Source organism: Endothiovibrio diazotrophicus, assembly GCF_054657215.1.
The window spans coordinates 13,736-35,803 of the sequence record NZ_BAAHXB010000018.1; the positions used below are offsets into that span (position 1 = coordinate 13,736).

The window sequence follows — 22,068 nt, forward strand, 5'->3', positions numbered from 1 at the left end:
GCGACTTTGCAATAAAGCCGCGGCCGTTGCGCCACTTCCGCGCCGGGCCCCCTCCGCTCAGAAATCGTACCCCACCTGGGCCCACAGGTAACGCCCGGGCTGGGGATAGTCGTCGGCATAGGAGGGGAAGACGTTGCCCAGCAGATCGCCGGTCAGCGCCGCCGGGTACCGTACCTCCTCATCGAGGAGGTTGTCGACCCCCACCCGCAGAGTCAAGCCGGAGCCGGCCAGATGGGCGAAGGTCCCGGTCACCCCCAGGGTGTGGTAATCCCCGATCTTGGCACGGGTATCGCCCATCTGCCGTTCCCGCCCGCCGACGTAGCGCCACTGCGCCGCCCAGGTCATCTCCGCCGCGGGACGGTAGATCAGCCCCAGGTTGAGCAGCCGCTGGGCCGCGCCGGGCATCGCCTCGCCGGTGAGGTCCTCCTCGGTGGAGGCGAGGGTGAGATTGGCGTTGACCTTCCATTTCGGCCCGAGCTGACGCTCGAGTTCCAGCTCCACGCCGCGGGTCCTCGCCCCGGAGGTGTTGCTGAAGACCGCCAGGTTGTTCTCGAAAATCCGATCCTTGAGACGGGAGTTGAACAGGGTGAGGCGGCCCACCCCGGCGCTGGAACGGTGGATGTACCCCACCTCCGTGGTCTCGATCAGCTGTGGTTGGATGGTCGGCGTGCGACTCAGCTCGAAGAAGGTGGGGGGACGAAACGCCTCGGCATACTGCGCCTTGAGGATGTTGCTCCGATCGATCCGCCAGACGGCGGCGAGCCGCGGCGAGAACTTCTCGCCAACGTCGTCGTAATCGTCGTGGCGCAGGCCGAGGGTGACGGTCACGTCGTCATTCAGCCGATACTCGTCCTGCAGCGTAAGGGCGACGATGTTGCGAGAGTGCGCCTCGCGACCGTAGAAACGGGTCAACGTGCCCAACGGGACCAGGGTCGCCGGATCGACCTCGGTATCGAACCGGGACTCCTCCACGTCGATGCCGGTCAGCGACAGTCCCGCCAGCACGGCGTGGTTGTGCCACCCCTTCCAGGTGAAGTCCAGCGAACCGTGGAGCCGCTCCTCCTGATAGCGCGAGTGCTCGCTCCAGCCGTCGGGATAGACGATCGCCCCCGGAAAAAGGATGTGGGGGAAGACATAGCCGGGAGGCAGCAGCTCCACGTCGGCATCGTGGCGATAGCGCTGCCAGCCCACCTTCAGCTCGAAGGCCGCCTCGGCGGACAGCTCGTCGTGGTAGCGGCCCTCGATGGTACGGTAGCCGTTGCGGTAGGCGGTGGTGCCATCGTCGGTGGGCAGCACGTTGAGCGGGCCGAAGTGGTCGCCGTGACGATCCTCCAGCCACTGGCCGATGAGGGAGAAACGCCCGGCCTCCATGGAGAACAGCACGCCCTCGAATTTGCGCACCTCGTTGACCGAACCCGGTGCGTTGGAGACCGCCGCCTGGCCGGCGCCGAACAGCGCATCGCTCGGCACCGAAAGATCGGCACCATCCCCCCGGGTGCCGGCCACGTTGAGGTTGAATTTGAGCGCACCGGAAGGGGCCTCCCACGAAGTGCTCGCCCCCGCATGACGCTCGCCGAACTGGCCGAAACGGGTATAGACCCGCTGTCCCTCGTGGCGGGTCACCACGTTGACCACGCCGGCGTAGGCGAACTCGCCATGAATCGCCGAACCGGGCCCACGGATCAACTCGATGCGCTCCACCTGCTCCACCGGCAGGTCGAATACCGGCACCGCCATGGCGCCGTAGGCGGAGTTCATCGCCACGTCATCGAGCAGGATTTTCAGATTGCCGGAGAGGATCGAGCCGCCGATGCCGCGCACCGCCACGAGCCGCTCGCCGATGCGGTCCATGGAGAGCTCCATCCCCGGCACCAGCCCCAACGCCTCCCACACCGTGGCCACGCCGCGCGCCTCCAGATCGTCGCCGTGGAGCACGGTGACCATGCCCGGCACGTAATCGGCATTGAGTTTGGTCTTGGTGGCGATCTCGGTCTGCTCTTCCAGGATGTTCAGCAGATTGAGCAGCTCCGCCCCATCCTCCTCGGCCTCCGACGCGGCGCGGGCCGTCGCACCCGCGAGCAGCGCCCCCGCCACCACGGCGTATCCGGCAATCCTCGTGAACCCTCTCATACCTCGACCCCCATTTTTCCGTGCGCGGAGAGCCTCCCGGTCCTTGTGGGCCTCCGTCGGGCCCCCAACCAATCGATCCCATGTCCGCCACAACAACACAAATCGGAAAATTCTTACAACTTTGTCAGACAATCATAACCCACGGTAAGGAAATCCTGTAGGGATTTTCGTTAAAAGAAGGTATACGAATTGGTGACGAGAGACCCCCCCACCACGCGCGGAGGCTTGCAGGATATAGGAAAAACCGAAATCAAGAAAAGGTCAATGACGAGTGCCGGAGATCAAGCTCAGCCCCATGTTGGCTTGCTGACAAAACTGGCGGAAGACCAGATAGGAGGCCTCGTCGAGGGGTAGCCCATCGCCCTTGCGATCGGCGTAGAAGAGACCGATGGGGCGGTCGTTGACCATCGCCGCCATGGCGAAGAAGGGGGAGCTGCCGGTCACCGCGCGGGTCTCCGGGTGGATCAGCGACCGGAACGGCCCCTCCCGGTCGGCCGGGTTCACCCACACCGGCTCCCGCTTGGCCAGCACGTAGGCGAAGATGTCGGGACGCGGCGGCGACAGCCGGCTGAACGGCCTTCCCACCGCCGGCACTCCCAGGCCGAGGGCATGGCGGACGATCAGGTTGCGCCGATCGGGGGTCAGCATGGCGAACAACACCCGATCCATGGCGATACCGCGGAACACCCCCTCCACCACCGCCCCCACCAGCTGATTGAGGTCGGCCCGACCCTCGGCGATCATGCGCGTCAGCTCGCTGAGGAACTCCATCTGCAGCGCACTGTCGGGCAGCGCCAACTCGGGCGCAGCCGGCTCCTCGCCCATCAGGGTCTCGACCCCGCAGCCCGCCACGGGGATCCGCCCTCCCGCTTCCGCGGCGCCCATGGCGGCGGCGTTCTTGGCCGCCTCCTCCGCCTGGGCGTGGGCCATCTCGCGCACGTCGTCCAGCTTCATCCCGGTGTGCTCGGCGATCCGCGCCAACACCTCCCGGGTGGCCGCGGAATCCCACCCCCGTTCCGCCGCCGACGCCAGCTGCCGCGCCAGCCGGATGGTATCCAGCCGCGGCGACTCCTTGCCGGCAAGGGAATCGCGCACCAGGCTGCTCAATTGCCAATCGACGCAGAGGCGGTGGGTCAGCTCGTCCAGGGAGAAGCCGAGCACGCTGCGCTCCGCCTTCTCCCGCGAGGCACCGCCCTTCATCGCCGCCAACACCTGATGGGCCTCCTGCTCGGCGAAGGACCAGAAGGCGATCGGCCCGAGCTGATGGAGCAGAGTGGCGATGAACAGCTCCTCGGCGCCCCGGTCGTTCATCCTGCGGGCGATGCCGCGCGCCTGGGAGGCGGCGTGGAACGAGCGGGCCATCTCGCCCACCACCTGATGCTGGTGCCCCCCTTGGAGGGAGTCCACCAGGGAGTGGGACACGCAGAGGCTGGCCAACGCTTCCATGCCGAGCACCACCACCGCCCGGCTGATGGTGTGGATCTCCTCGCCGGCGACCCGGTAGTAGACGCTGTTGGCGCGGCGCAGTACCCGGCTGGTCATGCCGGGATCCTGCAGGATCTGCTGGGAGAGATCACCGAAGGAACTCTCGTCGCTGCGCGCGAGCCCACCCACCGCCCTTGCCGTGGCGGCAAAGGCCGGCATCTTCTCCCGGGCGAGCCGCGCAGCCCACTGATCCAGCGGACTGGGCTGCGGCTTGTTTTCAGCGGAACTCGACACGCAAGCAGACCTGTGTAACGAAACCATGTAGATCGATATAGGCAAAAAGCCTACAAGCGTCACCGCAATAATAGGCCCTGAAGGTCGGCGCGGGGAAGCACGATTCTACCGACCCGCGGAAAAAACCTTGAAGCCCGGACTTCCAGTCGGCCACCGCCTCCCCGCCCTTGATCCACCTGCCGACGAGTGGCGCACTTTCCCGGATCGGATGACGAAACCGAACGCTCGGATTAGTCTTTTTCCCATGGAACTGATCGACACCCACTGCCACCTCGACGTAAGCGAATTCGACGCCGACCGCCCGGCGGTGCTGGAGCGGGCGCGGAGGGCCGGCGTGACGGCGCAGGTGGTGCCGGCAATCGACGCCGCCGGGATGGCCGGCCTGCTCCGACTCTGCGCCGGCGAAGCGGATCTCTTCCCCGCCCTCGGTCTCCACCCGATCTACCTGGAACACCACCGGCCGGAACATCTATCCCGGTTGGAGCGCACCATCGCCGATCACCATCCGCTGGCGGTGGGGGAGATCGGTCTCGACTATTACCTGAGGGAGCTCGACCGCGCCGCGCAACAGCGGCTGTTCGAGGCGCAGCTGACGATCGCCCGCGACGCCGGGCTGCCGGTGCTGCTGCACATCCGCAAGGCCTACGACGAGGTGGGCGCCACCCTGCGGCGCCTGCGCTTCCTCCACGGCGGCATCGCCCACGCCTTCAGCGGCAGCCTGGAGCAGGCCAGGCGGCTCCTCGACCTCGGCTTCAAGCTCGGCTTCGGCGGCACCGTCACCTACCCCGGCTCCAGCCGCATCCGCCGCCTCGCCCGTGAACTCCCGCTGGAGGCGCTGGTGCTGGAGACCGACGCCCCCGACATCCCCACCGCCGCCCACCGCGGGATGCGCAACGGCCCGGAATACCTCCCGGAGATCCTCGCCGCCCTGGCCGAGGTCCGCGATCAGCCGGCCGAGGAGGTCGCCGCCGCCACCACCGCCACCGCCCGGGCGCTGCTCCGGCTGCCGGTTGCGGATTGAGCGCGAAGGAAAAGGCACGAAGAGTTGAAAGGCTTGTGTTTCGCTTTCATGCGGTGAGGTGGCTCATGACGCCTCCTCGTGGGACAACCACCGTTCCAACACCGCCTCCAGCTCGGACAGCGAGACCGGTTTGGTCAGATAGTCGTCCATCCCCGCGGCCAGCGCCGCCTCCCGGTCACCGGCCATGGCGTAGGCGGTCAAGGCGACGACCGGCGTGGGAACCAGCCCTCCCTCCTGCTCCCGCTCACGCAACCGCCGGGTGGCCTGATCACCATCCAGCACCGGCATCTGCAAGTCCATCAGCACCAGGTCGTACCTCCCCTCCTCCAGCCGAGCGAGCGCCTGCTCGCCGTCCGCTGCGGTGTCGGGGTCCAGGCCGAAGCGGACCAGCATTCCCACCGCCACCTGGCGGTTGACCGCATTGTCCTCTACCACCAGGACCCGCCCCCGGTAGCGTCCCCCCGCCGCGCGCTCCGACTGCGACCGGGCGGCGGACGATGCCTTCCCTCCCAGGGGAACCGCCGCCAGCGGCAGCCTCACCCAGAAGCGGCTGCCCCGTCCCGGCTCGCTATCCACCCCGATCTCCCCACCCATCGCTTCCACCAGCTTGCGGCACAAGGCCAGACCGAGACCGGTACCGCCAAAACGGCGGGTCATGCTCTCGTCGGCCTGGGTAAAGGGCTGGAAGAGCTTGTCCCGAACCGCCGCGTCGATACCGATGCCGCTATCGCTCACCTCGAACAGCAGCCCCTCCCCCTCCGCAGGCCGTGCCGCCAAGCAGATCCTCCCCCTTTCGGTGAACTTGATCGCATTGCCCAACAGATTGACCAACACCTGGCGCAAGCGGGTCGGATCGCCCACCACCAACTCCGGCAGCGTCGGCGCCGTCTCGGCGTCGAGCTCGATGCCCTTGGCGCGGGCCTGCACACCGTAGGTCCCGGCCAGCTCCTCCACCAGTTGCGCCGGGACGAACTCCAGTTGCTCCAGCTCCAGCCGACCCGCCTCCATCTTGGCGAGATCGAGCACCTCGTTGATCAGCTCCAGCAGGTGACGACCCGCGGTCAGGATCTCCTCCACGTCACCGCGCTGCTCTTCCCCAAGCCCCGGCGCACCCTGTAACAGCTGGGCATAGCCCAGCACCGCATTCATTGGGGTGCGCAGCTCGTGGCTCATGTTGGCCAGAAACTCGCTCTTCGCCCGATTGGCCTTCTCGGCGTTGCGGATCGCTTCGGCCATCGCCGACTCCATCTGTTTCCGTTCACTGATGTCAAAGAACGCCTCGAGCAGCAACTCCTCCCCATCCAGGCGGATCGGCACCACCGTCTTGAGGATCGGGATCGATCTTCCATCGCGGTCCAGCAGGACCTTTTCGGACTTGTCCACCGCCTGTCCCAGGTCGAGGGGCGGGCACCGATCGCGATCGGCGGGACAGACGTGGTTGTGACAGATCTGCCCGACCACCTCCCGTTCGCTCCGTCGCATCATCTCCAGCGCGGCCCGGTTGACCCGGCGGACCACCCGATCCCGCCCCACCAGGATGATCCCGACCGGCAAGCCGTCCAGCAGCGTATTGGTGCTGCGTACCCGCGCCAGCAGACCGCGGTTGGCGGCGTCCAATTGGTCCCGCGCCCCGGTGAGGTCATCCATGGTGGCGCGCAGCTCGTCGCCCTTTCTCCGCAGGTCGGCGTTCATCTCGTTGAACGCCTGCCCCAGGCGGCCGATATCGTCCTGCGCGTCCACCGGCACCTCGACATCGAAACGTCCCTCACGCACCGCCCGCAGGGCGACGACCAGGGCGAGCAGGCGGCGGTGCAGCGCCATGAACAGGAACAGCGCAACCAGCGCGCCGAAGAGCAGCGAGACGCAGGTCAGCAGCCGATAGTGCCGGAGGTTGCTCTCCATGCCGCTGCGGATCTCCTCCTGCTGCTGCCGGATCTGGCCGTGCAACTGGCGGGTCAGCCGGGAGAGCAGCACCCCCATCGTCTCCCAGGCCCGCAGCACCGCATCGATGTCCGATGTCAGGCTGGCCTCGTTGAGGTCCCCATCCTCCAGCCCCGAGTAGACACGATTGACTCCGGCGACGATGCGCTGGCAGGTAGCCATCAGCTCCCCGGTCTCCTCCCCCGCATGCCCGGCGACCGCACTCCCGGAGTGGTCGAGCGACTTGAGGGCCTGCTCCACGCCCGCCATCAGCACCATCACCTCATCCCGGTAACTGGGCTCCTGGCGGTGAAAATCGCTCAGTTGCAAGGACGCCTGATCACTGCGCTGGATCAACTGGGCCAGCAGCAAGGCCTGCTCCGCGATCGGACCACGGCTCGCCAGCCCGGCCCGCGCCCGGACCAGCGCGCTGCGGAAGGTGGAGAGCTCGGACTGGATCGCATCGTAGAGTCGTTGCGCGTTGTCGCTGGTCCGCTCCTCTTCGTCCAAGGTCTGCAGCAGGCTGCGGAAACCGGCTTGCGCCTGGGCGACCGGGCGCCAATCCACCCCCGTCGCCCCCTGCTGTCCCTTGGCGGCATCGAGCAGCGCGGAGAGGCTGGCGAAGACCTCATCGGCACGGATCGCAGGGTCAGAGAGGTTGCGGTCGAACAGCCGTCGGGCCCGGTTCAGGTTGAAGCGGGCATCGGCCAGCGCCTGTAGGTCATGCTGGTGACTGCCGGTCACCATTTCCAGGGATTCGACCGCCTGCTTCTGCAGCAGATGACCCGAATAGCCGCTACCCCACAGCAGGGCCAGCAGCACGACGAATCCACCGAAGATCAGCAGGTGGTAGGGGATCCTCCGGATCATGGCGCGATCTTCACCCGGATCAGCTCCCCCACCTCCCCCGCGCCGTGGAGGGGTTGGCTTTGCCGCGGGTCGACCTCGCGTCCGGCAATCTCGTAGCGGGACACCCCAAGCAGGGTCTCGCTGCCCACCGCCAGGGGCACGTCATCATCGTGGCCGGTGATCAAGCGGCGTTGGAGCTCCACCGTCCAGGTACCGTCCCGCCATCCCCCCTTGGCACGGACGTCGGCGCGGCTGCCGGTGGGGGTGCGATGGGTAAAGCCGGGGATCCTCTCTCCCCGGTTCTCCACCTCCAGCACCGAGACGTAGGCCGAATCCCCGGCGTCGCCGGAGCGGGTCAGGTAGAACAGGTTCCCCTTGCGGGAGGTCAGCGCCCGCGCCTTGCGGTCGCGGAGCGTGGTGTAGATCTGTAGCTTGTCGTCGGCATAGCCCACCGGATCGGTGCGAAACGCCTTCCAGAACCAGACGTCGGCCCGATACTCCAGCTCCCCGGAGAGGGTCAGGTCCACCGGGTAAGGCGAAAGGTTCCACTTCAGGACAAGGGAGTCCTCGCGATCGAAGCCGATGTCGTACCCCCCCACCGCCGGATTCCAGACCAGGGACTTGTGGCTGCGGGACTCGTCCGGGTCGGGGAAGGTGACCAGCAGGTAGATCCGTTGCGCATCATGGAACGCCTTGAGCGTCATCGGGATGTCGCTACGGACGTCATTGACGGTTACCCCTGACAACCGGCCCCAGACCGCTTCGTCGGCCACGCCATCCAGCCGGACGGCAGCATCTGCACGGATAACCTCCAGACGCTGCCCGGCGCCGGCGGGAGCGATCGTACCGAAGAGGGCGATGGCGACCGTGAAGAGTCGGAGGTGGGTGACGAACGACATGACGGGAACCTTGTTGGCCGAGGCAAGAGGCAGAACGGGATTTCCGGATGGAAAACCCCCTTCCTGCGGGAGGCGTGGTGACGATCGGGACGGATGGGGAACGGGCATCTCCCGGACCGCCGCCACACCGGCTACGTGGCAAGTATCCCGCATGCCCATGCCCGCCTCAATGAACCCCATCCGCCGGGACCGCCTCGCGCCTCGGTACACCCGGCCCCCTGATCATCGCCCGACGGCAGCCAAGAGGCGCGCGGCCGCTCCCCTCCGCGCCCGGTTCCACGCCCCGTCCGTCGCCGCCAACGGACCCGCTACTGCAGGGCCCCGAAATCGGCAACCCGGAAGCGCAGCCTGCCGCCGACGGTCCCCATCGGCTCCAGCTCCGCCCACACCGGCAGGACCCCAGCGCCATCCAGGGCAACGTCGACGCAGGGCAGGCTGACCCGCTCGCGGGAGAGGTCGTAGCGGGCCAGGCAGGCATCGGTTGCGGCCCCCGCAACATCGCTCGCCGCGATGGCGGGCAGCAGCTCGAAGCGGATGTCGGAGGCGGCGACCATCTGCAGGCGGGTGTCGTAGATCGCCTCGCCCACCTGGACGCAGGGGATGTGCAGTTCCCCCTGGACGGAGACCGCGGCGCGACAGGCGTCGGCCACATCGCTCATCCCGTCCCCCCCATCCGCGAACTTCACCTCTCCCAGCACCATGTAGGCGTCGGTACCCGCATAGTTGTCGGTGAAGGTGACCAGGAACGGCGAGGAGGCGAGCTGGCCGCGTTGCTCCTCGGTGAGGGTGCCCGACTCCTGCTGGAGGACGGTACCGCCGAGGTGCGCGAAGTCGCCGGAGGCGAGCGCCACGCTCCACGAGCCGTCGTCACCGATGGTGTAGGTGGCGTGGATCCAGGTGTCATCCGGGATCAGCAGGCCGCTGGCATAGGAGTGGTCGCTGTTCATGTGGTGCATCGGCAGGTACCACGGCTTCACCCACCAGGCGGCGTAACGGTCGGCGCCGTGGACCAGGAAGGTGGCGTAGACGGTGCGGCCGATGAAGTCGTATTCGCCGCGCGACTGGATGCCGTTGCCGTCATACTCGCCGGCGCCATTAGGGCGGCCGTTGCTCCACACCCCGCCGTCGAGCCGATAGCCGTCGTCCTGCTGGACCAGGGTCGCCACCGCCTGGTAGGTGGTGTTCTCCCGCGGGATCCAGTCACCGATGGTCTCGGCGGCGCCATCCCCCGGGGTGGAGGCAGCCTGGCACTCTCCATCGACCCAACTGCCGCCATACTGCTCGCAATGGAAGGCGTCGGTGCAGGCGGCCGGGTTGTCGGCGGAACAGACCGCGTCGCTGGTGCAGTACTGGGTGTAGCCCTGCTCGCAGTAGGTGGGGTAGTGGCTCGGGTCCTGCTGCGGCTCGGCGCCGCACCCGTCGAAGTTCCAGAAACCGCCGGCACCGGTGCAGGCTTCGATGGTGGCGCACGCCTCCAGGTCGCTCGCGCTACAGGCGCCGGGGCTCGGCGTGGGCGTGGGCGTGGGCGTGGGCGTGGGCGTGGGCGTGGGCGTGGGCGTCGGCTCCGGAGTCGGGGTTGGAGTGGGCTCCGGTGTGGGCGTCGGGGTCGGCTCGATGCCGCTGACGACGCTGGAGAGGCGGTAACCGCCGTGGCCGCTGCCCCGCACCTTGAGGTAGTAGCTACCCGCCTGCAGGGTCACCGGCGAGAAGGTATTGCTGGCGTCGCTGAAGTAGCGGTACTGCGCCACCACGGTGGTGCCGTCGGCGCGGAACAGGGTGATCCCGTCGTTCCACAGGCTCAGATCCGCTTCGCGCTCGATGGTGAAGGTGACCTCGCTCTCCGCGGCCACGCTGAAGCGCCACCAGTCCTCCGGGTCGCTGTCGCTGCCGGCACCTCCCCCTTGGTAGCCGAGGTGGCCGGTGGCCGCGCCGCCGAGGGTATAGCTCCCGGCGGTGGACGCCCCGTCGTTGCCCGCCCCGTCGTTGGCGAAGGCCGAGGTGGCCGACTGGGTGGCGACGACGTAGCCGCCGTAGACCGAGAGGGAGTCGGCGGTCGCCACTTTCAGGTAGTAGGTCCCGGCGCGCAGGGCGAGCGGGCCGCGGGTGACGGGAACGTCGCTGTTGTAGATGTAGCGGTAATTCTGCAGCAGGGTGCTGCCGTCGGCGTCGTAGACCTCCAGGAACTGGTTCCAGAAGGTGACGTGCTGGTCCGCCTGCTCGACGACGAAGGAGAGCGCCCCGTCCTCCGGCAGGGTGAGCCGCCACCAGTCCACCGGATCACCGACGCCGTCGCTGTTGGCGCGATAACCGAGTCGGCCCTGGAGACCGGCGCTCAAGGTGGTCCCGGCGGCGCTCCCCGGCTGGTCGTTGGATTCGGCGTCGGCCGGCGCATCCTCGGCGGCCACCCGGGTAGTGATGGTATAGCCGCCGCTGCCCACCGCCGTGGTGGTGAAGGTGTAACTGCCCGCCTCCAGCGGCAGGGGGACGCTGCTGTCGCCGCTGTAGAGGTAACGGAAGTGATGGATCAGGGTACCGTCGGCGGCGTAGACCTTGATCCCCTCGTTCCACAGGCTGACGGTCCCGCTGGTGGCCAGATCGAAGCTCCACGCCCCGTCACCGGCCAGCGCGAAACTGTGGGTGTGGGTGACGTAGTTCTGGGTGTCGAGGTTGCTGCTGTAGGTCTCGGCCCGCACCGCCACGCTGGCGCACAGCACCAGCAGGAGAAGCCACCGTGGCGAAAGAGAGAGGATCTTCATTGTAGACTCCCGAAGGAACAGCGGCCGTCTCCTCAGGCACCCCCGGGGCTCTCCCCCCGGCCACCCTGGCGGCCAATGGCTTGAGACGGTACTTCCCGCACCGCCCTCGGTATTTCTTACACGATTCTTATTTTAGGCCTCCCGACCTGAAAATCCCACTAACAGGCACCTCCATGAACCTCCGTCCCCTGCTCCTCCCGCTGCTGCTGATCCTGCTCCCGCTCCACGCCCCACCCACCTTCGCCGCGGCGGACAGCGCCACCACCCTGCACTGGCTGCAACAGCGGCTGGAGCGGGAGATGAGCGAGCGGGCGGCCGGCGAGTGGGACTGGAACCTGATCGCCTCGCTGCTCTTCCCCCTCGCCCGCCACCAGCAGCGCCACCCCACCGCGGAGGACGCCGCCGTGCTGGAGCGGGCGGCACGGCGCATCGACGCGCTGGACCCCGGCGGCCTCGCCTGCGGCGCGCTGACCGACCGCTATCTCAGCGGGCGCTTCCTGGAGGAGGCCGGCTTCGCGCTGCAACGGCAGCCGGAGCGGCAGCGGCTGGCCGGCTGCCTCGCCGAGGCGCCCCGTTTCGACCGCGCCAACACCCTGCTGCTCGCCTGCCGCTACGGCGCGCCGGTGGAGAAACCGTTCATCGAGCAGGCGGCCGCCGACCTGATCGCCGGCCAGGGCGAGGACGGCGCCTTCAGCGACGGCGGTCGCTCCGGCTACTACCTCACCACCCACGCCATGCTGGCGCTTCACGAATGCGGCGGCCACGACGCGGCGGTGGCCCGTGCAGCGGGCAAGCTGACCCGCCACCTGGAACCGTTCCTCCGCCAGGGCTTCCTCGACGGCCTGGCCGAGAGCCTGATCTTCCTGCGCTGGGTCGGCCACCCGGCCGCCGACGAGGCCCGCTACCGGCGTGCCCTGGCGCAGTGGACCAGCGCCGACGGCGGTCTCTGCTTCGCCGCCCGCCCCGGCTGCCGGGCCCACTGGCACGCGACGGCGCTGTGGCTCGAACTGGAGGACGAAGCGCGGGAAGATTCACCATCGAAGCGCATGAAGAAGAACGACGGCAGACCGACCCCGTCGGGTGGATAAGCGATAGCGCATCCACCCGACGACTTCCACGCCGGACGATGGAGGTTGGCCTCAATCGTCCGCTGTGTAAGAATCCACCCGGTTCGTTGGACCAAGGACCGCGCGTTCGCGCCTGGTAGCCACCGAGGTAAATGGAGAGATTACCGATGTCGAAGATATCCCCCGACGTAGTGTTCCCGATCCCCGGACTGGAAGTGGTCGGCCGCGGCATCTACCTGCGACCGCGCCACCCCTATGCGCTGCGCGACGTTCTGTTCGAACAGTGCGACCACTGGACCTACAACTCGCGGGAGCTCGGCGAGGCGTTCCTGGTGCCACAGGGCTACGCCGTGAACGACAGCCCCCCGGTGCCGGTGGGCCAGGCCCTCAACCAGACGGTGATCGAGGAGTCCTGGGAGCGCTTCGACAAGCAGATGACGCTGGATGCCCGGGTGGCGGCCAGCAACAGCGTCTTCAGCATCGATGTGAACGCCAACCAGACCCAGCAGATCCACTCCGAGGAGAGCGCCTACTACGCCCTGCGCAGCTCCTTCATCCCGCTGATGGCGCTCTATCTGCCCAACGTGGCCGATTTCCCCGACACGGAACGCCTCGCCCTCGACACCATCCCCGACGGCCCCTTCGACCACGACCACCGCCGCGCCTACGAGCTTTTTTTCGAGAAGTACGGCACCCACTACGTGCGTCGGGCCTGGGTTGGTGGCAAGGCCATGCTCGCCTTCATCGTCGCCAAGTCCACCGCCATGACCAAGGAGGAGATCAACGCCGGCATCAAGGCCAGCTTCGGCGGCGTGGAGGGCCAGGCCAGCGAGGGCAGCCAGACGACCAAGGAGCGGCTGATCAGCAACTCCGAGTGCCGGGTGTTCGGCAAGGGCGGGGACGAGTTGAAGCTGGCGGCGCTGAGCACCCTCAACGAAGAGAACTACAACGCGTGGATCACCACCATCAAGGAGAACCCACAGGTCATCGAACTGGAGGTTAGCGGGATCTGGACCCTGGTGAACGACCCGCACAAGGCGGAGGTGCTCCAGCGTGCCTATCAGGCCGCGACCTCGTTTGAGCCCATCTCCGCGATATTCAACCTGGATCGCCGCATCTACTTCATCCGCAACGACAAATTCTTCTGCTACGACCTGGAGCGCGGCACCAGCGACAAACCGCGACTGCTGACCAGCCTCCTCCCGGCCCTCAAGAAGCCGCAGTTCGCCCACTTCGAGCGCCCCGATGCGGCCTTCGTCGGCTGGGGACTGCGCTCTCCCACGGGGGAGGACCTGCAGCGCAAGATCATCCTGTTCCGACGCGATCAGTGCATGCGCGTCGACGCGGATAGCGGCGCGATCGACCCCGGTTACCCCAAACCGATCATCGAGGAGTGGCCCGGCGTGACGTTCGACCGTATCGACGCGGCCATCAACGTCGGACCCGACGCCGTCTACTTCTTCCGCGGCGAGCACTACATCCGCTACAACGCCGACAACGGGCATGCCGACGAGGGCTACCCCCAACTCACCAGCGAGCGTTGGGCCGGCCTCATCTTCGACTGCATCGACGCCTGCATCTACTGGAAGAACGGCAAGGTGTACTTCTTTCGGGAAGACCAGTACATCCGTTACGACATGACCACCTACCGGGCCGATCCCGGCTACCCGAAGTTCGTGGCCAGTGACTACGTCGAAGACTGGAAGTTCTTCGTCTGACCGAACCCGCCAACCGCGAAAGGAAACCGACGATGTCCGAACTGGAACCGGAACAGAGGAGCGCCGAGGCTCAGGCGCTGGTCAGGAAGTACATGATGGGGACGGCGGCACTCGGCCTGGTGCCGCTGCCGCTGGTCGAATGGCTGGCGCTGGCGGGGGTGCAGGCGAAGATGCTGAGCGACCTCGCGCGCCTCTACGACATCCCCTTCTCCGACGAGCGCGCCCGCGTCATCATCGGCGCGGTGGTCGGCGGCAGCGGGGCGGTCTCGCTCTCCCTCAACCTCGCCCGGCTGATCCGCGGCATGCCCGTCGCCGGCGTGGCCACCGCGGCGGGCGCGGCGCTGTTCAGCGGCGCCTCCACCTACGCCATCGGCCGCCTGTTCATCCAGCACTTCGAGGCGGGCGGGACCCTGCTCTCCTTCGACCCGAAACAGGCGCGGGAGCGTTACAACGAGCACCTGGAGGAGGGCAAGGCGGAGCTGCGCAAGAGTTTCGCCGGGGTCAAACCCTGACCCACTCCCCATCGGCTCCCCGTGAGCGCTGCACACCCTGTCGAATCGGGTACACTAGCGCGCCATGCTGAGCCACATCCACATCCGCGACTTCGCCATCATCGACCGCCTGGAGCTGGAACTGGGTGCGGGGATGAGCGTGCTCACCGGCGAGACCGGGGCGGGCAAATCGATCCTCGTCGACGCCATCGCCCTGCTGCTCGGCGACCGTGCCGACAGCTCGGTGATCCGCCACGGCGCGGCCAAGGCGGAGATCAGCGCCACCTTCCTCCTCGCCGACCTGCCCGCCGCCACCGCCTGGCTGGAGGCGCACGACCTTGCCCTGGAGGAGGAGGAGTGCCTGATCCGCCGGGTGATCGCCGACGGTCGCTCGAAGGGCTACATCAACGGCTCGCCGGTGCCGGTGGCCTCGCTGCAGGCCCTCGGCGGGCTGCTGGTGGAGATCCACGGGCAGCACGAACATCAGTCGCTGATGCGCCGCGAGGTGCAGCGCGAGACCCTCGATGACTTCGCCGGCCACGGCAAACTGCTCGCCGAGCTGGCCGGCCGTCACCGCGACTGGCGCGCCGCCCGCGAGGAGCTGGAGCGCCTGCGTCGGCAGAGCGATGAGCGCAGCGAGCGGCTGGGACTGCTGCGCTACCAGGTGGAGGAGCTGGACCGGCTGGAGCTGGCCGACGGCGAGCTGGAGCGGCTCGACGAGGAGCACGCCCGGCTGGCCAACGCCGGCCGCCTGCTGGAGTCCGGGAGCCGCGCGCTGGGCCTGCTCTACGAGGACGACGAGGGCTCCGCCTCCTCGCTGCTCGCCCACGCCCTCGCCGAACTGGAGTCGCTGCGCGCCCTCGACGGCTCCCTCGGCCCCGCCTGCGAACTGGTGGACTCGGCACTGATCCAGCTGCGCGAGGGGGCGGGCGAGCTGCGCGGCTACCTCGACCGGCTGGAGCTGGACCCGCAGCGCTTGCAATGGGTGGAGGAACGCATCGGCGCGATCCACGATCTCGCCCGCAAGCACCGGGTGGAGCCCGCCGAACTGACCGCCCTCGGCGAGCGGCTGCGCGGCGAGCTGGAGGGGCTGGAGAACGCCGACCAGCGCCTCGACGGCCTCGACGAGGAGGTGGCGCGGCTGGCCGAGGCCTACCGCGCCACCGCCGCCAAGCTGACCCGGAGCCGCACCAAGGCGGCGAGCCGGCTGGCCGAGGGGGTGAGCGAGGCGATGAATGAGCTGGGGATGCCCGGCGGCCGCTTCGAGGTGGCCCTGGAGCCGCTCGCCGACGGTGAGTTCACCCTCCACGGGGTGGAGCGGATCGAGATGCGGGTCAGCGCCAACCCCGGCCAGCCGCCGAAGCCGTTGGCCAAGGTGGCGTCCGGTGGCGAACTGTCGCGGATCAGCCTCGCCATCCAGGTGATCATCGCCCACAGCGCAAGGATCCCCACCATGATCTTCGACGAGGTGGACACCGGCGTCGGCGGCGGCGTCGCCGAGATCGTCGGGCGCAAGCTGCGCGCGCTGGGCGCCGACCGCCAGGTGCTCTGCGTCACCCACCTCCCCCAGGTGGCCGCCCAGGGCCACCACCACCTGCAGGTGACCAAGGTGCGCGGTGAGAACGTCACCCAAACCGGCATCCAGGTGCTGGAGAAGCGCCGCCGGGTGGAGGAGATCGCGCGTATGCTCGGCGGGGTCAAGATCACCGAGCAGACCCTGGCCCACGCCGAGGAGATGATCGGCAACGCGGGATAGGCGCAAAGCCGCCTCTCCCGCGCATGGGCGATCATCTCGCCAAGCCCTGAGGCACGGCTCTCGCCGTAGGTCGGTGCTACCGCGCCGACGCGAGCGGAAGCAACGGACTCACCGCAATCACGCCCCATCCGAACGGGGCGTCCCACTCCGAAAGCACGGCGGAAACTTGAAAGAGCGGTGCCTCCGTTCATGTCGGCGCGGTAGCGCCGACCTACTCCGCCAACCGTGCGCCGCTGCTCCACCAGATGCGGCAGGCCCCCTCGTCGGAGACCATGCACGGCCCCACCGGGGTGCGTGGGGTGCAGGCGGCACCGTAGAGCTTGCAGGCGGTGGGGTAGATCTTCCCCAACACCACCTTGGCGCAGTCACAACCCGGCGGCATCTGGCCGGCGCGGCGGCGCGCCTCCTCGCGGTAGGCGGGGAAACGGCTGCGGGCGTCGACCGCGGCGTGTTTTTCGCGCAGTTGGTAGCCGGAGCCCGGAATGATGCCGATGCCGCGCCAGTTGGCGTCCACCACCTCGAGGGTCTCATTGAGCCAGCGTTGCGCACCCGGATTGCCGCCGGGGCGGACCACCTCCGGATAGCAGTTGTCGAGGAAGGGTTTGTCCTCGATCCGCTGGCGCAGCACCGAGTAGAAGGCGGCGAGCAGGCTCTCGGGGGTGAAGCCGGCGACCGCCGCCGGGATCCGGTGATCGTCGACCACGAACTGCCACTCCTCCGGCCCCATCACGGTGGAGACGTGGCCGGGGGCCACCAGGGCGTCGAAGCCGGGCGCGCCGGAGGCCAGCAACATCGCCACCGCCGGCCAGGTGAGGCGCCCGGAAAGCAGCACCGAGAGGTTCTCCGGCACCCCCTCGGCGACCATCGCCGCCACCGGCGCGGTGGTGGTCTCGAAGCCGGCGGCGAAGAACACCACCTGGCGGTCGGGATTGTCGCGGGCGATGCGCACCGGTTCCATGGGCGAACCCACCGGACGCACGTCGCCCCCTGCCGCCCGCGCCTGCTCCAGCGAGCGCGCCTCCTCCTTGGGCACGTTGACCGGCACCCGCAGCATGTCGCCGAAGGCGGTGAGGATCACCTTTTCCCTGAGAGCGAGCTGGATCGCCTCGTAGATATCCTCCTCCGGGCAGACGCAGACCGGGCAGCCGGGACCGGGGATCAGCTCGACCCCCGCGGGCAGGATGCGGCGCAGCCCGGCCATGGTGATCGAGCGTTCGTGCCCACCGCAGACGTTCATGATCCGCACCGGCCCCTCGATGGGCAGCGCCCGGATCCGCTCCAGCCATTGAGATGCTTCGGTGGTCATCGGTTGGGCTCTTTCTCAAGACTTCTAAGAGTTGACCATGAGGGACATGAAGGGGGGGGTATTCCGTTCAATTCGAAAATCAGAAGGCGGAGTGCCCGCCCACTCCCAACCATAGGATGGGCAAAGCGCAGCGTGCCCATCGAACGAAGGCGGTGAGCTTCGCCGCGGCAGTACCGTTTTGATGGGCACGCTACGCTTTGCCCATCCTACGGGAGCGGCATCCCGGCGAGTTGGACCTTGCACCAAGACACCTCCATGACCTTCATGGTCAAAACCCCTCACCCGTGATGGTGGTGATGCCCATGGTGGTGGTGGTCGTGGGCATGCAGGCGGGCACCGTCGGGTTGCAGGGCGGGATGGGCGGTCTGGTGGTTGCGCACCCGTTCGCGCTGGGCGGTCAGCTCGGCGCGCAGCCAGTCGAACCACGCCGTCATCCCCTGTCCCTTGCGCGCCGACAGACGCAGCGCCGGTGCCGGGTTGGCCAGGTGGCGCAGGTGCTGCTCGGCGCGGTCGGGGTCGAAGTCGTCGAGCACGGCCAGCAGGTCGGTCTTGGTCAGCAGCATCAGATCGGCGGCACGGAACATCACCGGGTATTTGGCCGGCTTGTCGTCCCCCTCGGTGACCGACAGCAGGGTGACGTTGCGGTGATGGCCGAGGTCGAAACTCGCCGGGCAGACCAGGTTACCGACGTTCTCGATGAACAGCAGGTCGAGGCCGTCGAGGCTCATGTGGTGCAGCGCGTCGTGGACCATGTGGGCGTCCAGGTGACAGGCGCTGCCGGTGGCGATCTGCACCGCCGGCACCCCCTTGGCGCGGATCCGCTCGGCGTCGTTCTCGGTCTCCAGGTCCCCCTCCACCACACCGATGGCGAACTCGCCGGCGAGCGCCTCGATGGTCGCCTCCAGCAGCGCGGTCTTGCCCGCGCCGGGGGAGGACATCAGGTTGATCGCCAGCACCCCGTGGGCGTCGAAGTGCTCGCGGTTGTGGGCGGCCTGATGGTCGTTCTCCGAGAGCAGCCCCTTCAGCACCTCCACCGCTCGCTCGCCCTCCGGGGTGACCGAAAGCTTCCCCCCCTCGGCCAGCAGGTGCTCATTGCCGGGGGTGATGTTGCAGCCGCAGATATCGCACATGGTTCGACTCCAGAATTGATGGCCGGCCCCGTTGGCCAACCGCGAATGTTTTAACCATGGAGGGCAGGCAAAGGGGAACGAAGGGCATGAAGAACAACCCGGCGTCTCCCGGGAGCCTGTCGGACTATGGATGAATCGGCCGCGAAAGCGGGATGACGACCCCACTTTTCCGAAAATCCTCGTCAAATAGCTCGCTATTCTCCTCGGATTTTCGAAAAATTGGGGCCGCCCTCCTGCCCTCCCGCGGCTCGATCCCCCATAGTCCGACAGGCTCCTGGTAGGGCGTGCCGTGCGCGCCGTTGCCGAACGGAGCCACCATTCGGAAAGCCCCGCGGGAACACCCGACGGAAGTGCTCCCGCTCACGGCGGCCAGGGGCCGCCGCCCTATGCGTCCTTTTCCAGATCGACGCTGGCCAGCAACAGCTCATCGCCACTGACCAGGGTGGTGTTCCAGTCGCCGCAGGCGGCGCACAGCAGGCGGTTGGCGGTGGCCTCGCTCTCCGCCCCGCAGCTGCGGCAGCGCACCCGGATCGGCTGCGCCTCGATCTCCAGCTCCGCCCCCTCCGCCAGGGTCCCCGCGGCGGCGATCGGGAAGGCGCTCTTCAGCAGCGACGCCTCCGCCCCGGAGAGCGGCCCGAGACGCAAAACGATGCGACTCACCCGGGCGGCATCATGGGCGGCGGCGGTGCGCTCCAACTGATCCATCAGGGCGTGGCAGAGGGAGAGTTCATGCAACGCCGCCACCCTCCTCCGCCTCGGCGATCTCGTCGAACAGCTCCCAGGCGGTACGCGCCTCCTGCTCGGTCACCCGCTGGATGGCGTAGCCGACGTGGACGATGACAAACTCCCCTACCGCCGGCGGCTCCTGCTGCATCATGAACAGCGAGACCTCGCGCTCCACCCCCTTCGCCACGCAACGGGCGGTGTGGCCGTCGATGGATTGGATCTGCATGGGGATGCCGAGACACATGGGCGGGACTCAACTGCGGAAACCGGACTTCGATAGTATACGGGATCGTGGGCGCGCCGCACCGGCATCTCGACGCCCCAAGACAGTGGGCGAGTCCACAGAGAGCATTCGCCCAGGGCCGGTAACGCTATTTGATCCGCTGCAGGCTGACGAACTTGTTGTGGTCATCGAGCACCAGGAAGAAGCTGCCGTAAATCCCCTCCTCGGTGACGAAGGGGCGCAGGCGGAACGCCGGGAGCTTGACCCGCGTCCCCCCCCAGGTGGTCACCACCACCGCATGGATCCGCCCTTCATAGTAGGGGCGGAACCGCTCACGACTGATGGAGAGGCTGAAGCGGTACTCCTTCATTTCTCGAACAGTGCGATCGACTCCACATGGCCGGTGTGGGGAAACATGTCCATCACCCCCGCCTTCAGCAGGCGGTAGCCGTGGGCATGCACCAGCTCTCCGGCATCGCGGGCCAGGGTCGCCGGATTGCACGAAACATAGACGATCCTCCGCGGCTTGAGCGCCACCGCGTGCGGGATCACCTCCAAGGCACCGCTGCGCGGCGGGTCGATCAGCAGCTTGTCGATCCCCTCGGCCAGCCACGGCTGGCCGGTCAGCTCCCGGGTCAGGTCGGCGGTGTGGAACTCGGCATTGGAGATACCGTTGCGCGCCGCGTTCTCCCCCGCCCGGCGCACCAGCTCGGCATCGCCTTCCACCCCGACGACCTTGCCGGCGCGGCGGGCGATCGGCAGGGTGAAATTGCCCAGGCCGCAGAACAGGTCGAGGATCCGCTCCTCCGGCTTTGGGTCGAGCATCGCCAGCGCGCGGGAGACCATGGCGCGGTTGATGTCGTTGTTCACCTGGGTGAAGTCCATGGGTCCGAAGAAGAGTTCCACGTCGAACTCCGGCAGGGTGTAGCTCAGCTCCCCCACCCCCGCGCTCAGCGGGACCACGGTGTCGGGGCCGCCCGATTGGAGGTAGATGTCGAAACCGTGATCGAGGCCGAAGGCGCGCAGTCGCGCCTCGTCCCCGGCAGTGAGCGGATCGAGGTTGCGGAAGACCAGGGCGACCACCTCCCGCTCACCGCCGCGGGCACCGATGGAGACCTCGATCTGGGCGACGCGGTTGTGCACCGACAACGCGCCGATGCACTCGGAGATCGCCTCCAGCTTCATCCCCACCGCCGGATGGAGCACCTGGCAGCGGGTGAAATCGGCCAGATAGGGGCTGTGTTTCTCGCGAAAACCGACCAGCACCCGCCCCTTCTTCGGCACGTCCCGCACCCCGAGGCGCGCCTTGCGCCGGTAGCCCCAGTGAGGACCGGTGAGCGGTTCCAACACCTGCTCCGGCTCCACCTTGCCGATCCGCTTCAGGTTCTCCAGCAGGGTCTGCTGCTTGAAACCGATCTGCGCCCCCTCCTCCAGGTGCTGCAGCGCACAGCCGCCGCACAACCCGAACGCCTCGCAGCGCGCCGCCACCCGGTCGACCGCCGGATCCAGCACCGCCTCCACCTTGCCTTCATCATGGGAACGGCGTTGCGAGGTATAGAAAAAGGTGACCCGCTCCCCGGGCAACGCCCCGTCGATGAACACCGCCTTCCCCTCCAGGTGGGCGACCCCGCGACCGTCGTGGGCCATCGAGTCGATGGTCGCCTCGACCGGATCGGCGGGGAGTCTCTGCTTGCGGGAACGTCTGCGGCGGGCCATGGGGCGGTCTCGGAACGGAAAAAGGGCGGGGATTATAGCAGGGCCGGGATACCCCCCACGGGAGGGCACTCAGGAGCGCGCGAACAGCCGCTGCGGCGTGAAGCGGCGCCACCAGGGGCGCTCCGCCTGGTTCCCCTCCTTCTGGACCTCGGCCAACACATCGGAGAAGGAGCGCTCCGGTGCGCGGTAGTAACCGCAACCGCCGGGCAGTTGGGCCCCGAAACGGAACATCGAAGGATCGGGATATTCGCGGCAGATCGACGGCCGGCTCGCGTATTCGGTGCAGCGGCCGTCCTCCCCCAGCAGAAGGCAGGAGAAATAGATGAAGCCATCCTCGTCGCGCGCATCCATGGGGCGGAAGAAGCGATACTCGGGCTCACGCGCCACCAGCCGCTCGAACTGTTCCATCTGCTTGATCGGCCGCCCGCGGTCCACCAGGGTGAGATGCATGCAGCACTTGCCGCAGCCGTTGCATCCCCCCAGCACCACCGGCGCACGGCGCCTCGCCAACCACCCGAACATCACCCGATCCCGTTGCCACGAAAAAACGGTTACCTTGGGTGATACGCCCACCAAAATCAAGCCCATCGGAAGCCGCGGCAATCCCCATCCCGTGGCGAAATGGGAGACAATGGCGGACC

17 protein-coding genes are annotated in these 22,068 nt (G+C 67.8%); 5 read left to right on the plus strand and 12 right to left on the minus strand.

What is annotated here, in order from left to right:
• Positions 1–57: 57 nt before the first annotated feature.
• On the minus strand, positions 58–2,130 hold the full coding sequence (locus ACYQ2W_RS07060) for a TonB-dependent receptor plug domain-containing protein (protein WP_459864677.1): 2,073 nt from the start codon (positions 2,128–2,130) through the stop codon (positions 58–60).
• 261 nt (positions 2,131–2,391) lie between these two features.
• Positions 2,392–3,849 (minus strand): HDOD domain-containing protein, encoded by a 1,458-nt coding sequence (locus tag ACYQ2W_RS07065; RefSeq protein ID WP_459864679.1) that lies wholly within the window; start codon positions 3,847–3,849, stop codon positions 2,392–2,394.
• A 244-nt stretch (positions 3,850–4,093) separates the two neighbouring features.
• Here ACYQ2W_RS07065 and ACYQ2W_RS07070 point away from each other — a divergent pair, with 244 nt between their 5' ends.
• Entirely contained in the window at positions 4,094–4,870 is a 777-nt protein-coding gene (locus ACYQ2W_RS07070; RefSeq protein WP_459864681.1) for a TatD family hydrolase, read from the plus strand.
• 63 nt (positions 4,871–4,933) lie between these two features.
• On the opposite strand, the gene ACYQ2W_RS07075 is transcribed toward ACYQ2W_RS07070, so the two are convergent.
• The 3 genes from ACYQ2W_RS07075 to ACYQ2W_RS07085 all read right to left on the minus strand — a co-directional run bounded on the left by ACYQ2W_RS07075 (position 4,934) and on the right by ACYQ2W_RS07085 (position 11,294).
• A complete protein-coding gene (locus tag ACYQ2W_RS07075; protein WP_459864683.1) occupies positions 4,934–7,660 on the minus strand; it encodes a hybrid sensor histidine kinase/response regulator in 2,727 nt (908 codons plus the stop codon).
• Positions 7,657–8,538: an ethylbenzene dehydrogenase-related protein gene (locus ACYQ2W_RS07080; RefSeq protein WP_459864685.1), complete on the minus strand. Its 882-nt coding sequence runs from the start codon at positions 8,536–8,538 to the stop codon at positions 7,657–7,659. The genes ACYQ2W_RS07075 and ACYQ2W_RS07080 overlap by 4 nt, the downstream gene beginning before the upstream one ends.
• 308 nt (positions 8,539–8,846) lie before the next feature.
• Positions 8,847–11,294: a pre-peptidase C-terminal domain-containing protein gene (locus ACYQ2W_RS07085; RefSeq protein WP_459864687.1), complete on the minus strand. Its 2,448-nt coding sequence runs from the start codon at positions 11,292–11,294 to the stop codon at positions 8,847–8,849.
• A gap of 173 nt (positions 11,295–11,467) precedes the next feature.
• On the opposite strand from ACYQ2W_RS07085, the gene ACYQ2W_RS07090 reads away from it, so the two are divergent.
• From ACYQ2W_RS07090 to recN, 4 genes are all read left to right on the plus strand, one after another.
• On the plus strand, positions 11,468–12,382 hold the full coding sequence (locus ACYQ2W_RS07090) for a prenyltransferase/squalene oxidase repeat-containing protein (protein WP_459864689.1): 915 nt from the start codon (positions 11,468–11,470) through the stop codon (positions 12,380–12,382).
• A gap of 146 nt (positions 12,383–12,528) precedes the next feature.
• Positions 12,529–14,079, plus strand: a complete 1,551-nt coding sequence (locus tag ACYQ2W_RS07095) for a hemopexin repeat-containing protein (protein ID WP_459864691.1) — start codon at positions 12,529–12,531, stop codon at positions 14,077–14,079.
• A 32-nt stretch (positions 14,080–14,111) separates the two neighbouring features.
• Positions 14,112–14,591, plus strand: a complete 480-nt coding sequence (locus ACYQ2W_RS07100) for a YcjF family protein (protein ID WP_459864693.1) — start codon at positions 14,112–14,114, stop codon at positions 14,589–14,591.
• A gap of 64 nt (positions 14,592–14,655) precedes the next feature.
• Positions 14,656–16,326 (plus strand): DNA repair protein RecN, encoded by a 1,671-nt coding sequence (gene recN / locus ACYQ2W_RS07105; RefSeq protein ID WP_459864695.1) that lies wholly within the window; start codon positions 14,656–14,658, stop codon positions 16,324–16,326.
• A 211-nt stretch (positions 16,327–16,537) separates the two neighbouring features.
• Here recN and hypD read toward each other — a convergent pair whose 3' ends face one another.
• The 7 genes from hypD to ACYQ2W_RS07140 all read right to left on the minus strand — a co-directional run bounded on the left by hypD (position 16,538) and on the right by ACYQ2W_RS07140 (position 21,949).
• Complete coding sequence (hypD, locus tag ACYQ2W_RS07110) at positions 16,538–17,632, minus strand: hydrogenase formation protein HypD (protein ID WP_459864697.1); 1,095 nt, start codon at positions 17,630–17,632, stop codon at positions 16,538–16,540.
• A 278-nt stretch (positions 17,633–17,910) separates the two neighbouring features.
• Positions 17,911–18,762 carry a hydrogenase nickel incorporation protein HypB gene (gene hypB, locus ACYQ2W_RS07115; protein ID WP_459864699.1) on the minus strand — a complete coding sequence of 284 codons (852 nt, stop codon included), beginning with the start codon at positions 18,760–18,762 and terminating at the stop codon, positions 17,911–17,913.
• A gap of 384 nt (positions 18,763–19,146) precedes the next feature.
• Positions 19,147–19,497, minus strand: a complete 351-nt coding sequence (gene hypA / locus ACYQ2W_RS07120) for a hydrogenase maturation nickel metallochaperone HypA (RefSeq protein ID WP_459864701.1) — start codon at positions 19,495–19,497, stop codon at positions 19,147–19,149.
• Positions 19,490–19,732, minus strand: a complete 243-nt coding sequence (locus ACYQ2W_RS07125) for a HypC/HybG/HupF family hydrogenase formation chaperone (RefSeq protein WP_459864703.1) — start codon at positions 19,730–19,732, stop codon at positions 19,490–19,492. Before ACYQ2W_RS07125 ends, hypA begins: the two co-directional genes overlap by 8 nt.
• Positions 19,733–19,859: 127 nt before the next feature.
• Positions 19,860–20,081, minus strand: a complete 222-nt coding sequence (locus tag ACYQ2W_RS07130; protein WP_459864705.1) for a DUF2835 domain-containing protein — start codon at positions 20,079–20,081, stop codon at positions 19,860–19,862.
• Positions 20,078–21,427 (minus strand): 23S rRNA (uracil(1939)-C(5))-methyltransferase RlmD, encoded by a 1,350-nt coding sequence (gene rlmD, locus ACYQ2W_RS07135; protein WP_459864707.1) that lies wholly within the window; start codon positions 21,425–21,427, stop codon positions 20,078–20,080. Before rlmD ends, ACYQ2W_RS07130 begins: the two co-directional genes overlap by 4 nt.
• A 69-nt stretch (positions 21,428–21,496) precedes the next feature.
• Complete coding sequence (locus ACYQ2W_RS07140) at positions 21,497–21,949, minus strand: YkgJ family cysteine cluster protein (protein WP_459864708.1); 453 nt, start codon at positions 21,947–21,949, stop codon at positions 21,497–21,499.
• Positions 21,950–22,068 lie beyond the last annotated feature (119 nt).

Coding starts and splice junctions, on each gene's coding strand:
- ACYQ2W_RS07060 (WP_459864677.1), bottom strand. CDS start 2,130: ATGAGAGGGTTCACGAGGATTGCCGGATACGCCGTGGTGGCGGGGGCG.
- ACYQ2W_RS07070 (WP_459864681.1), top strand. CDS start 4,094: ATGGAACTGATCGACACCCACTGCCACCTCGACGTAAGCGAATTCGAC.
- ACYQ2W_RS07075 (WP_459864683.1), bottom strand. CDS start 7,660: ATGATCCGGAGGATCCCCTACCACCTGCTGATCTTCGGTGGATTCGTC.
- ACYQ2W_RS07080 (WP_459864685.1), bottom strand. CDS start 8,538: ATGTCGTTCGTCACCCACCTCCGACTCTTCACGGTCGCCATCGCCCTC.
- ACYQ2W_RS07085 (WP_459864687.1), bottom strand. CDS start 11,294: ATGAAGATCCTCTCTCTTTCGCCACGGTGGCTTCTCCTGCTGGTGCTG.
- ACYQ2W_RS07090 (WP_459864689.1), top strand. CDS start 11,468: ATGAACCTCCGTCCCCTGCTCCTCCCGCTGCTGCTGATCCTGCTCCCG.
- ACYQ2W_RS07095 (WP_459864691.1), top strand. CDS start 12,529: ATGTCGAAGATATCCCCCGACGTAGTGTTCCCGATCCCCGGACTGGAA.
- ACYQ2W_RS07100 (WP_459864693.1), top strand. CDS start 14,112: ATGTCCGAACTGGAACCGGAACAGAGGAGCGCCGAGGCTCAGGCGCTG.
- recN (WP_459864695.1), top strand. CDS start 14,656: ATGCTGAGCCACATCCACATCCGCGACTTCGCCATCATCGACCGCCTG.
- hypD (WP_459864697.1), bottom strand. CDS start 17,632: ATGACCACCGAAGCATCTCAATGGCTGGAGCGGATCCGGGCGCTGCCC.
- hypB (WP_459864699.1), bottom strand. CDS start 18,762: ATGTGCGATATCTGCGGCTGCAACATCACCCCCGGCAATGAGCACCTG.
- ACYQ2W_RS07125 (WP_459864703.1), bottom strand. CDS start 19,732: ATGTGTCTCGGCATCCCCATGCAGATCCAATCCATCGACGGCCACACC.
- ACYQ2W_RS07130 (WP_459864705.1), bottom strand. CDS start 20,081: ATGAAGGAGTACCGCTTCAGCCTCTCCATCAGTCGTGAGCGGTTCCGC.
- rlmD (WP_459864707.1), bottom strand. CDS start 21,427: ATGGCCCGCCGCAGACGTTCCCGCAAGCAGAGACTCCCCGCCGATCCG.
- ACYQ2W_RS07140 (WP_459864708.1), bottom strand. CDS start 21,949: ATGTTCGGGTGGTTGGCGAGGCGCCGTGCGCCGGTGGTGCTGGGGGGA.